Origin of the sequence: Mycobacterium arosiense ATCC BAA-1401 = DSM 45069, from assembly GCF_002086125.1 — a bacterium.
Lineage (GTDB): Bacteria > Actinomycetota > Actinomycetes > Mycobacteriales > Mycobacteriaceae > Mycobacterium > Mycobacterium arosiense.
In genome coordinates this window covers 1-10,695 of sequence record NZ_MVHG01000126.1, presented here as the reverse complement: position 1 = coordinate 10,695, position 10,695 = coordinate 1, and the positions used below count along the sequence as shown (strand labels likewise).

Below are 10,695 nucleotides of genomic sequence, written 5' to 3'. Positions count from 1 at the left end.
GTCGCCGGGCGCGGCCGGGGCCTCATCGGCGGGCGGGAAATTGCGCACACCGTAGTCGCGGTACTCCGCGGAATGGCGCGACCGCGCCCGGCGACCGGACTCGCCGTACGGCGCGGGCGGCACCGGCTCAACGGGCAGGCCATCCCAGGCTTCGTCGTCGACGCCCGAATGCCGCGCGCGGCGCCGTCCGCCGGACGATTCGCCGGGCGCATCGCCGCCGGCCCAATTGCTGCCCGGCGTTTCGGGCGGCAACCACTGCCCTTCCGAGGCGGCCGGCTGCCAGCCCTGGCCCGGCCAATGCGCCTGCGGCCCGGGTTCGGGTTCGGGTTGCGGTTCGGGTTCGGGCTGCGGCTCCGGTTGGAACCGCGCGGCCGCCGGCGGTGGTGACGGCTGCTGACGCGGCTCGAACCGCTGTTGCGCCGGCCGCGCGTACGGAGACTCCGCGGCGTACGGGGGGTCCTCGACGTAGGCGGGATCCGGGGCCGGTTCGTGCTGGTGACGGACCCGCTCGCGCCGGGGCGGCGGCTGCTGGCGAGGCGGTATCAGCGGTTCTTCGGGCACGTCGATGATGGCGTCGTCGGCGCGACCGGAGTTGTCTTGCGGCATCGACGTCACACGATCACTGGGCACCCAGTCCACCGGGTTGTCACGCGGGTTCTCGCCGTTGCGATCCCACTCGCTGTACGCGCGCTCCGGCTGCGGCTCGGCCTCGGATGTTCCCCCGAGGGCCGGGCGCTGCGCCAGATCGGTGTCGAACAGGATTTCCAGGCTGGTTCGCAGGGCGGAAAGCTCCGCGCGCAACTCGGCCAGGTCGTCGGCGGCCTGAGCGCGCAGCTCGGAGGCCAGCTCGCGGCGCAACTGCGACTCGACGGTCAGTTCGTATTCGCGCCGGGCCGAGATCTCCCGGTCCAGTTGTAGGTCGTAGACCAGCTTGAGGTCGCGGACCCGGGACTGATCGGCGTCGCTTTGGCGGCGATAGAGCACGGAAACGAAGGCACCGGCGACTGCGGCCCACAGCGCCAGGATTACAGCGAGCTTGAGGAGTTCCACCCGATTGGTGAAAACCAATGCGGAACTGGCCCCCATCGCAAGGACCAGCAACGCGGTCAAGAGCACCCACCCCGGCCTGCGGCCGCCGCGCCGAACCCGGGCGCCGCGGGACAGAACGGTCATGGCCTGAGAGTACCTGCGCGAGGTCAATCCGCGTGTCGCGTGGCTCCGGCGATTCTCACCCGGGTGGGTCGCCGGGCCGGCCGGGTTGAGGTGCCGGTCACCGCCGGCAATCCCGGTGCCGCCTAACCTTCCGCGCCCTCGCCGTGCTCGGTCGGATCCGGCGGGGACTTGCAGCAATGTTGTAGCCAGAGCGCGGCAACGAGCAGTGCCAGCGCGCTGACGGCCGCGACCACGGTCCCCGTGGTGTCCTCGGCGGCGGCCCGCAACCAGGACTTGCGGGGCAGGAAGTACACCAGGATGCCGACCCACCAGCCCAGCATCAACGCGCCGACCCAGGCCGAGGCCTTGGCGACCACCAGGCTGCGCGCCACCGCGAGCGGATGCAGCCAGCCCGGGCGGGACCCGATTTCGCCCTCGCTGATCTTGGCCCGCACGTAGCGCGCCCACAGCGCCTCGACGACGGCCATCGCCAGCAGCGACAGCCCGGTCCACACCGTGATGGGCGGAAACCACCGGTACAGGCCTTTGACCAGCAGGTATCCCAACACCGCGGCACCCACCACCGCGGCGGTGAGGTCACGCTTGCGGGTGGGTCCCATCAGGGCGTCGGCCCCCGATCGGCCGGCTTCCCCTTCAGCCAAAGGGTCAGGCCGGTCGGCCGAACGCCGTCCCGGTCGGCCGCGTCCAGCTGGGCGAGCAGGCCCACGACCGGCTGCGAACCATCGGCCAGGGTCAGCCGCGCGTCCGGCTCGACATCCAGCCAGGGGATGAGCACGAACGCCCTGAGGTGGGCCAGCGGGTGCGGCAGCGTCAGGTTGTTCTCCCGGGAAATCACCTCGTTGGGGTCGTAGCAGGCGATCAGGTCGACGTCGAGGGTGCGCGGCCCCCAGCGTTCCCCGCGCACCCGGCCCGCCGCCTGCTCGAACTCCTGCGCACGGCGCAGCCAGCCCTGCCCATCTAACGACGGGTCGTCGGCGAGCACCACCGCGTTGAGGAACGGCGCCTGATCCACCCGGCCCCACGGGTCGGTCTCGTACACCAGTGACACGGCGAGCACCGCCGCCCCCAGCCCATCGACGACGGACTGCAACCGGGCCAGCCGGTCACCCAGATTGGAGCCGATCGACAGCACCACGCGGGTCATAGGGCCCCGCCCGCTGGAATGACCGACCCGCGGCCGCCGCGGCGCGACCGCCGCACCACCACCGCGACGTCGGCGAACTGCTGCTGGATCGGAGCCTGCGGCTTGTGCACCACCACCTCGACGGCGTGCACGCGTTCGTCGTCCATCACCTGGTCGGCGATCTGGGCTCCGACGGTTTCGATCAGGTTGCGCGCGGGGCCGGCCACCACGTCGGCGGCCAACCGGGCCAGCGCGGCGTAGTCGTAGGTGTCGGCCAGTTCGTCGCTGGCGGCGGCGCCGGTGAGGTCGATCCACACGGTGATGTCGACGACGAAATCCTGACCGTCGGCACGCTCGTGGTCAAAGACCCCGTGTTGCCCGCGAACTTTCAAGCCGCGCAATTCGATTCGATCAGCCATTGTCTCCAGCCAGTTCCGTGTGCGACCCGCCGGTCCAGGCCGCTACCACCTTGAGGGCATCGACCGTGGCCCGCACGTCATGCACGCGCACCCCCCAGGCGCCATGCAAGGCGGCCAGCGCCGAAACCACCGCGGTCGCCGTCTCACGGCCGTCGGGCGGTCGCGGCGCACCGTCGGCCCCGGCTAACAACGTACCGAGGAACCGTTTGCGCGACGCACCCAGGAGCACCGGGATGCCGGTGGCGACCAGCTGCGGCAGAGCGTGCAGCAATGCCCAATTGTGTTGTCCCGTCTTGGCGAATCCCAATCCGGGATCAATCATCAGCTGGCCGGGGTCGACACCGGCGGACACCGCGGCGTCGACGCTGGCCAGCAGCTCGGCGCGCACCTCGTCCACCACGTCCCGGTAGTGCGGCACCGTATGCGGACGCTCGGCCGACACCGATCGCCAATGCATCAGCACCCAAGGCACTTTCGCGTCGGCCAGCAGCGGCGCCATCGCGGGATCGGCACGGCCGCCGGACACGTCGTTGACGATGCGTGCTCCGTCGCACAGCGCGGCGCGGGCGACGTCGGCGTGCATGGTGTCGATGCTGACGGTGACGCCTTGTGCGGCAAGGGATTTGACGACGGGTATGACCCGGGCGGTTTCGACCTGGGGGTCGATCCGCGTGGCGCCGGGCCGGGTCGACTCTCCCCCGACGTCGACGATGTCGGCGCCGTCGGCGACCAGGGCCAACCCGTGCGCCACGGCCTTGTCGGGGTCGAGGTAGCGCCCGCCGTCGGAGAACGAATCGTCAGTGACGTTCAGAACTCCCATTACCTGCACGGGCGCCGGACTCACTTACGCAGAATCAGGTCGAGCGCCTCGGCTCGAGAAGCCGCGTTGGTTTTGAACAGGCCGCGCACCGCGGAGGTGGTGGTGACCGCTCCTGGCTTTCGGACACCGCGCATCGCCATGCACAGGTGTTCGGCCTCGACCACGACGATCACGCCTCGCGGGTTGAGCTTTTTCACCAGGGCGTCGGCAATCTGGCTGGTGAGCCGCTCCTGCACCTGGGGCCGCTTCGAATAGAGGTCGACCAGCCGCGCGATCTTCGACAGGCCGGTGACCCTGCCGTCGTTGCCCGGGATGTAGCCGACGTGGGCCACGCCGTGGAACGCCACCAGGTGGTGCTCACACGTGGAGTACAGCGGGATCTCCTTGACCAGCACCAGTTCGTCGTGGTCCTCGTCGAACATGGTGTTCAGCACGCTGTCGGGATCGGTGTAAAGCCCGGCGAACATCTCGCGGTAGGCGCGCGCGACGCGCGCCGGCGTCTCGCGCAGGCCGTCCCGGTCGGGGTCTTCGCCGATCGCGTGCAGCAACTCGCGGACCGCGGCCTCGGCGCGCTCCTGATCGAACGCGCCCGTCGCGGGCATCGCGGTATTCGGCCCCAAACCGCGTAAGGCCATCGAATCCTCCGTTTGCTCAGCCGTGAGCCGGCGGGTTGGACCGGCTCACGTCGTCATCCTGCCGGTCGGGCGACCCGCCCTCCGGAGCGGGTTGGCCGGGCGGTGGATACGGCGGATACGGCGGGTACGGCGGGTGCGCCTGACCGGGGTGACCCGCTCCCCCCTGCTGACCGGGATAACTTTGCTGACCACCCGGATGGGCCTGCGGTCCGGGATAGCCCTGCGGGCCCGGGTAGCCGCGCGCCGGCTGCTGCCAATAGGGCTGCTGCCCGGGCTGCGGATGCCAGTAAGTCGGCTGTTGTTGCTGCGGCGGCCATCCCGGCGCGCGCCAGCCGGCCGGCGCCCCGTAGTCGGGCTGGGTGGGCCCCTGCGGCTCGCCCTGGCGATTACCGCCTCCCTGAGCGCCATGGGAACCGTTGCTGCCGTTGGCGTTTCGATCGGCGTCCAGGCGCGCGGCGGCGGCCGCCTCGCTGGCCCGGGCGATGGCCGCCTTGAAGGCCGGCTCGGGGGTCGGCGGCGGCCACGGCTCGCCGCGCTCGATGGCCAGCTCGCCGGGGGTCTTGATCGGCGGTTTGTCCGACGGGATGCGGCCGCCGAAATCGTCGAACATGGTGAGCCGGGGCCGCTTTTCGACACCGGAGAAGATGCTCTCCAGCTCGGCCCGGTGCAGGGTTTCCTTTTCCAGCAGCTGGCCCGCCAAAGTGTCGAGGATGTCGCGGTATTCGGTGAGGATCTCCCAGGCCTCGGTGTGGGCGGCCTCGATCAGTTTGCGGATCTCGTCGTCGATATCGCGGGCGACCTCGTGTGAATAATCCGCCTGCGTTCCCATGGTGCGGCCGAGGAACGGGTCGCCGTGCTCCGAACCGTATTTGACCGCACCGAGTTTGGAGCTCATTCCGAATTCGGTGACCATCGCGCGGGCGATCTTGGTCGCCTGCTCGATGTCGGACACCGCGCCGGTCGTCGGCTCCCGGAAGACCAGCTCCTCGGCGGCGCGCCCACCCATGGCGAACACCAACTGCGCGATCATCTCTGAGCGGGTCCGCAGGCCCTTGTCTTCCTCCGGCACCGCCACCGCGTGGCCCCCGGTGCGGCCGCGGGCCAGGATGGTCACTTTGTAGATCGGCTCGATGTCGGGCATCGCCCAGGCCGCCAACGTGTGCCCGCCCTCGTGGTAGGCGGTGATCTTCTTTTCCTGCTCGCTGATGATGCGGCCCTTGCGGCGCGGCCCACCGATCACCCGGTCGACCGCTTCCTCAAGCGCGGCGCTGGTGATGACGGTGCCGTTCTCGCGGGCGGTGAGCAACGCGGCCTCATTGATGACGTTGGCCAGGTCAGCGCCGGTCATGCCGACGGTGCGCTTGGCCAGCCCCGCGAGGTCGGCGTCCGGTCCGATCGGCTTGCCCTTGGAGTGCACTTCGAGGACCGCTTTGCGGCCCGCCAGGTCCGGATTGGAGACCGGAATCTGCCGGTCGAAGCGGCCGGGACGCAGCAGCGCGGGGTCCAGGATGTCGGGCCGGTTGGTGGCCGCGATCAGGATGACGCCGGCGCGCGGATCGAACCCGTCCATCTCGACCAGCAACTGGTTTAGCGTCTGCTCGCGCTCGTCGTGCCCGCCGCCCAGGCCGGCGCCGCGCTGGCGGCCCACCGCGTCGATCTCGTCGACGAAGATGATGCAGGGGTTGTTCTGCTTGGCCTGATCGAAGAGGTCGCGCACACGGGACGCGCCGACGCCGACGAACATCTCCACGAAGTCGGAGCCCGAAATCGTGAAGAACGGAACCCCGGCCTCCCCGGCCACCGCGCGGGCCAGCAGCGTCTTACCGGTCCCGGGCGGGCCGTAGAGCAGCACGCCCTTGGGGATTTTGGCGCCCAACGCCTGGTAGCGGCCGGGATTTTGCAGGAAGTCCTTGATCTCGTAGAGCTCCTCGACCGCCTCGTCGACGCCGGCTACGTCGGCGAAGGTGGTCTTGGGCATGTCCTTGGAGAGCTGTTTGGCGCGCGACTTGCCGAATCCGAAGCCCATCCGGGCGCCGCCCTGCATGCGGGAGAACATCACGAACAGCCCCACCAGCAGCAGCAGCGGCAGCACGTAGACCAGCAACTCGCCCAGGATGCTGCCCTGATTGACGACGGTGCTGACCTTGGCGTTCTTGGCGCTCAGCGCCTTGAACAGGTCGACCGCGTAGCCGCTGGGAAACTTGGTGATGACCTTGTCGGAGTTGTCCGTGTCGCCATTGCCCTTCTTCAGGGTCAATCGCAATTGCTGTTCGCGGTCGTCGATTTGTGCGCTCTTGACGTTGTCGCCGTTGATCTGGGACATCGCCACGGAGGTGTCGACGGGCTTATAGCCGCGGGTGTCGTCGCTGAAATAGAAGAACGACCAACCGAGCAGCACCACGACAGCGATTGCCGTGATGGTGCGAATCACGTTTTTCCGGTTCATCAATCATCGGCCTTGCCGGCCAGGTCCTTCCCCGATATACACGCAGCTGGAAAAGTCCAGGCTACCGCTAGCGGAGATCGCCAGCTCCGGCAGAGCCGGGGCGCGGCGGGTCTCCGCCATGGTGCCCAGCGGAGATCGCCAGCTCCGGCAGAGCCGGGGCGCGGCGGGTCTCCGCCATGGTGCCCAGCGGAGATCGCCAGCTCCGGCAGAGCCGGGCGCCGGGGTGCCGCCCGCTTGCGGGGGACGGGTCTCCGCCGTCCTCTCAGTTAACGACCGGCAGTTCCCGACTGCTCGTAATAGCGGGCCTCGACCACGTTGCCGTCCGGATCGGCGAAGTAGTACCCCTGCGGCGCCCACCCCTGGGCACCGAAGCTCTGGTTCAGCCGCGCGCTGGTGTCCACACCTTCGGCCTGCAGGCGCCGGTCCAGCGCCTGGTATTCCGCCTTCGACAGCGCCAGGCAGACGTGATTGACCGGGTGCCCGGCGCTGCCCTCGAGGCGGGTCAGAGCCTCGGTGGCCGAGACGCTTTCGACGGGCATCAGGTCGATGATGGAGTCCGCGCAAATCCGCACGCTTGGGAACGGAGCGGCGCCGGTCTCGAATTCGTCGAACCGGACGGGCTCGAGGCCGACGACGCGGGTGTAGAAGTCCATCGAGATCCGCGGGTTTTTCGTCCAGAGCACCACATGGTCCAGTCGCATCGATTCGAGTATCCCCGGCTTTCGACCCATCGGGGCCGCTATTCGGACAAGCCGAACCGGTTCGGGGCCTTCTCAGCCAGCAACCGTTGTGCTTTGGTGAGACGGTGCCCCTAACCGAACGGTTAGTAGAGACCAATGGTGTGCAACTGCGCTTGATGGAAGCGGGCGACCGCGGGGCGCCCGTGGTGCTCCTGGCGCACGGCTTCCCGGAGCTGGCCTACTCCTGGCGCCACCAGATATCCGTGCTTGCCGACGCCGGCTACCACGTGCTGGCGCCCGATCAGCGCGGCTACGGCGGTTCGGATCGTCCGGACGCCGTCGAGGCTTACGACATTCATCAGCTGACCGCCGACCTGGTCGGTCTGCTCGACGACGTCGGCGCCCAGCGCGCCGTCTGGATCGGGCACGACTGGGGTGCCGCCGTGGTGTGGAACGCCCCTCTGCTGCACCCGGACCGGGTCGCGGCCGTCGCCGCGCTGAGCGTGCCGGTGACGCCGCGCCCGCACGTGGCGCCGACGAAGGCGTGGCGCAAGATGTTCGGCGAGAACTTCTTCTACATCCTGTACTTCCAGGAACCCGGTGTCGCCGACGCCGAATTGAACGCCGATCCCGCACGGGTGATCCGTCGCATGATGGGCAGCCTGCGAACCGACGGCAAGGATGCGCTGGTGCGGATGGCCACCCCCGGGCCGGAAGGCTTCGTCGACCGCCTTCCCGAGCCGGACGGACTGCCGGACTGGATAACGCAGGACGAGCTGGACCACTACATCGCCGAGTTTTCCCGCACCGGGTTCACCGGCGGGCTGAACTGGTATCGCAACTTCGACCGCAACTGGGAGACCACCCCCGAACTCGACGGCGTGAAGATCTCGGTCCCGTGCTTGTTCATCGGCGGGACGGCCGATCCGGTCCTGTCGTTCACCCGCACCGACCGCGCCTCCGACGCGATCTCCGGCCCCTACCGAGAGGTGATGATCGACGGGGCCGGGCATTGGCTGCAGCAGGAGCGCCCCGACGAGGTGAATGCGGCCCTACTGGAATTTCTCAACGGATTGGAACTGCAATGAGCGCGCCCCTGCGTTTCGGCGTCTTTATCACGCCGTTTCACCCCGTCGGCCAATCTCCCACGGTGGCACTGGAATACGACATGGAACGCGTCGTCGCACTGGATCGGCTCGGATTCGACGAAGCGTGGTTCGGCGAGCACCACTCCGGCGGCTACGAATTGATCGCCTGTCCAGAGGTGTTCATCGCCGCGGCGGCCGAGCGGACCAAACACATCCGGCTGGGCACCGGGGTGGTGTCGCTGCCCTACCACCACCCGCTCATGGTGGCCGATCGCTGGGTGCTGCTGGATCACCTGACCCGCGGCCGGGTGATGTTCGGCACCGGGCCCGGCGCCCTGCCGTCGGACGCCTACATGATGGGCATCGACCCGATCGAGCAGCGCCGGATGATGCAGGAGTCGCTCGAGGCGATCCTCGCGCTGTTCCGCGCCGCGCCCACCGAACGCATCGACCGGCACTCCGACTGGTTCACCCTGCGCGACGCGCAATTGCACATCCGGCCCTACACCTGGCCCTACCCCGAAATCGCCACGGCGGCAATGATTTCACCGTCGGGGCCGCGACTGGCCGGCGCGCTCGGCACCTCGCTGCTGTCGTTGTCGATGTCGGTGCCCGGCGGCTATGCCGCCTTGGAGACCACCTGGGACGTGGTGCGCGAACAGGCCGCCAAGGCCGGCCGGGACGAGCCGGACCGCGCCGACTGGCGCGTCTTGAGCATCATGCACATCGCCGACAGCCGTGAACAGGCCATCGACGACTGCACCTACGGGTTACAGGATTTCGCGAATTACTTTGGCGCCGCAGGGTTTGTGCCGCTGGCCAACAGCGTGCAGGGCACCCAGACGCCACACGAGTTCGCCGCCGATTACGCGGCCAAGGGCAATTGCTGCATCGGCACGCCTGAGGACGCCATCGCGCACATCGAGGACCTGCTCGACCGCTCCGGCGGCTTCGGCACGCTGCTGTTGCTCGGCCACGACTGGGCCTCACCACAGGCGACGTACCACAGCTATGACCTGATGGCACGCAAGGTGATTCCGCATTTCAAACGACAGCTCGAAGCGTCCCGCTCGTCGCATGACTGGGCGCAGGCCAAGCGCGACCAGTTGATCGGCCGGGCGGGTGAGGCCGTGGTCAAGGCCATCACCGAGCACGTCGACGAGCAGAAAGACGCGGTGCACTGATGCGCGCGGCAGTGTTGCGCGACGGGCACATGATCTATCGGGACGACGTGCCCGAACCGATACCGGAGGCCGGTCAGGTGCTGGTGGGCGTGCGGGCATGCGGAATCTGCGGCTCCGACCTACATTTCGCCGCCCACGGCGCCCAGGTGCTGGAAATGAGCGAGCGGGTGGCGGGCGGCCCGGGCGGGATGCACGTCGACCTGAGCCACGACGTCTTCATGGGTCACGAATTCAGCGCCGAGATACTCGAAGCCGGGCCGGACACCGAGACCCATCCGCCGGGCACCATGGTGACGTCTTTGCCGGTGCTGTTGTCCGCCAAGGGCGTCGAACCGATCGTCTACAGCAACAGCACCGTCGGCGGCTACGCCGAACGGATGCTGCTCTCGGTGCCGCTGCTGCTGCCCATCCCCAACGGCCTGGACCTCAGGCACGCCGCACTCACCGAGCCGATGGCGGTGGGGCTGCACGCGGTCAACAAGTCCAACATCACGCCCGGCGAGACGGCCCTGGTCCTCGGCTGCGGGCCGATCGGGATCGCCGTCATCGCCGCGCTGCGGGCCAAAGGTGTTGAAACCATTGTGGCGTCGGACTTTTCACCTAAACGGCGCGAGCTGGCCACCGCGATCGGTGCCCATCAGACTCTGGATCCGGCGCAGGGTTCACCCTTCGACACCGTCAAACCCGCGGTGGTGTTCGAGGCGGTCGGCGTGCCCGGCATCATCGACGACGTGATGCTTCGGGCCCGGCCCGGTTCCCGCCTGGTGGTGGTCGGCGTGTGCATGCAGCCCGATACGGTGCATCCGTTCTTCGCGATCGCCAAAGAGATCAACGTGCAATTCGTGCTCGCCTACACCCCCGATGAGTTCGGCGAATCGCTGCGCGCCCTGGCCGAGGACGACATCGACGTCAGCCCGCTGATCACCGGCGAGGTCGGCCTCGATGCGGTGGGCGCGGCGTTCGACGAGCTGGCCGACCCCGAGCGACACTGCAAGATTCTCGTGACACCCTGACGGCTGTCGGCCCCCCATGGCATTATCGAACGCATGTGCGGCTCCTCACCTTCTCGTGGGTAGCTGTGGGTGGATTCCGCCGAGGGTCAGATAGATCATTGAGGTCAGTGCTTG

At 68.6% G+C, this 10,695-nt stretch carries 11 protein-coding genes; 3 read left to right on the top strand and 8 right to left on the bottom strand.

Annotation, left to right across the window (positions count from 1 at the left end; translation table 11 throughout):
* The 8 genes from BST14_RS26425 to BST14_RS26385 form a co-directional block, all read right to left on the bottom strand.
* Nucleotides 1–1,173, bottom strand: a 1,173-nt coding sequence (locus tag BST14_RS26425) for a DUF6779 domain-containing protein (protein WP_083067256.1), incomplete at its 3' end; no start/stop codon positions are given.
* A gap of 122 nt (nucleotides 1,174–1,295) precedes the next feature.
* Nucleotides 1,296–1,772: a DUF3180 domain-containing protein gene (locus tag BST14_RS26420; RefSeq protein WP_083067255.1), complete on the bottom strand. Its 477-nt coding sequence runs from the start codon at nucleotides 1,770–1,772 to the stop codon at nucleotides 1,296–1,298.
* Complete coding sequence (folK, locus tag BST14_RS26415; RefSeq protein ID WP_083067254.1) at nucleotides 1,772–2,317, bottom strand: 2-amino-4-hydroxy-6-hydroxymethyldihydropteridine diphosphokinase; 546 nt, start codon at nucleotides 2,315–2,317, stop codon at nucleotides 1,772–1,774. Before folK ends, BST14_RS26420 begins: the two co-directional genes overlap by 1 nt.
* On the bottom strand, nucleotides 2,314–2,715 hold the full coding sequence (gene folB, locus BST14_RS26410; RefSeq protein ID WP_083067253.1) for a dihydroneopterin aldolase: 402 nt from the start codon (nucleotides 2,713–2,715) through the stop codon (nucleotides 2,314–2,316). Before folB ends, folK begins: the two co-directional genes overlap by 4 nt.
* Complete coding sequence (gene folP / locus BST14_RS26405) at nucleotides 2,708–3,559, bottom strand: dihydropteroate synthase (protein ID WP_142279624.1); 852 nt, start codon at nucleotides 3,557–3,559, stop codon at nucleotides 2,708–2,710. The genes folB and folP overlap by 8 nt, the downstream gene beginning before the upstream one ends.
* A complete protein-coding gene (gene folE, locus BST14_RS26400; RefSeq protein WP_083067251.1) occupies nucleotides 3,556–4,170 on the bottom strand; it encodes a GTP cyclohydrolase I FolE in 615 nt (204 codons plus the stop codon). Before folE ends, folP begins: the two co-directional genes overlap by 4 nt.
* Before the next feature lie 16 nt (nucleotides 4,171–4,186).
* Nucleotides 4,187–6,616: an ATP-dependent zinc metalloprotease FtsH gene (ftsH, locus tag BST14_RS26395; protein WP_083067250.1), complete on the bottom strand. Its 2,430-nt coding sequence runs from the start codon at nucleotides 6,614–6,616 to the stop codon at nucleotides 4,187–4,189.
* Nucleotides 6,617–6,882: 266 nt separating this feature from the next.
* Nucleotides 6,883–7,317 (bottom strand): VOC family protein, encoded by a 435-nt coding sequence (locus tag BST14_RS26385; RefSeq protein ID WP_083067257.1) that lies wholly within the window; start codon nucleotides 7,315–7,317, stop codon nucleotides 6,883–6,885.
* A 155-nt stretch (nucleotides 7,318–7,472) separates the two neighbouring features.
* On the opposite strand from BST14_RS26385, the gene BST14_RS26380 reads away from it, so the two are divergent.
* From BST14_RS26380 to BST14_RS26370, 3 genes are read left to right on the top strand one after another with little or no spacing between them, the layout of a single operon-like run.
* A complete protein-coding gene (locus BST14_RS26380) occupies nucleotides 7,473–8,384 on the top strand; it encodes an alpha/beta fold hydrolase (protein ID WP_142279625.1) in 912 nt (303 codons plus the stop codon).
* A complete protein-coding gene (locus BST14_RS26375; RefSeq protein WP_083067247.1) occupies nucleotides 8,381–9,568 on the top strand; it encodes an LLM class flavin-dependent oxidoreductase in 1,188 nt (395 codons plus the stop codon). The genes BST14_RS26380 and BST14_RS26375 overlap by 4 nt, the downstream gene beginning before the upstream one ends.
* Complete coding sequence (locus BST14_RS26370) at nucleotides 9,568–10,581, top strand: zinc-binding dehydrogenase (protein WP_083067246.1); 1,014 nt, start codon at nucleotides 9,568–9,570, stop codon at nucleotides 10,579–10,581. The genes BST14_RS26375 and BST14_RS26370 overlap by 1 nt, the downstream gene beginning before the upstream one ends.
* Nucleotides 10,582–10,695: the final 114 nt, after the last annotated feature.

Coding starts and splice junctions, on each gene's coding strand:
- BST14_RS26380 (WP_142279625.1), top strand. CDS start 7,473: ATGGAAGCGGGCGACCGCGGGGCGCCCGTGGTGCTCCTGGCGCACGGC.
- folE (WP_083067251.1), bottom strand. CDS start 4,170: ATGGCCTTACGCGGTTTGGGGCCGAATACCGCGATGCCCGCGACGGGC.
- BST14_RS26420 (WP_083067255.1), bottom strand. CDS start 1,772: ATGGGACCCACCCGCAAGCGTGACCTCACCGCCGCGGTGGTGGGTGCC.
- BST14_RS26370 (WP_083067246.1), top strand. CDS start 9,568: ATGCGCGCGGCAGTGTTGCGCGACGGGCACATGATCTATCGGGACGAC.
- BST14_RS26385 (WP_083067257.1), bottom strand. CDS start 7,317: ATGCGACTGGACCATGTGGTGCTCTGGACGAAAAACCCGCGGATCTCG.
- BST14_RS26375 (WP_083067247.1), top strand. CDS start 8,381: ATGAGCGCGCCCCTGCGTTTCGGCGTCTTTATCACGCCGTTTCACCCC.
- folK (WP_083067254.1), bottom strand. CDS start 2,317: ATGACCCGCGTGGTGCTGTCGATCGGCTCCAATCTGGGTGACCGGCTG.
- ftsH (WP_083067250.1), bottom strand. CDS start 6,616: ATGAACCGGAAAAACGTGATTCGCACCATCACGGCAATCGCTGTCGTG.
- folB (WP_083067253.1), bottom strand. CDS start 2,715: ATGGCTGATCGAATCGAATTGCGCGGCTTGAAAGTTCGCGGGCAACAC.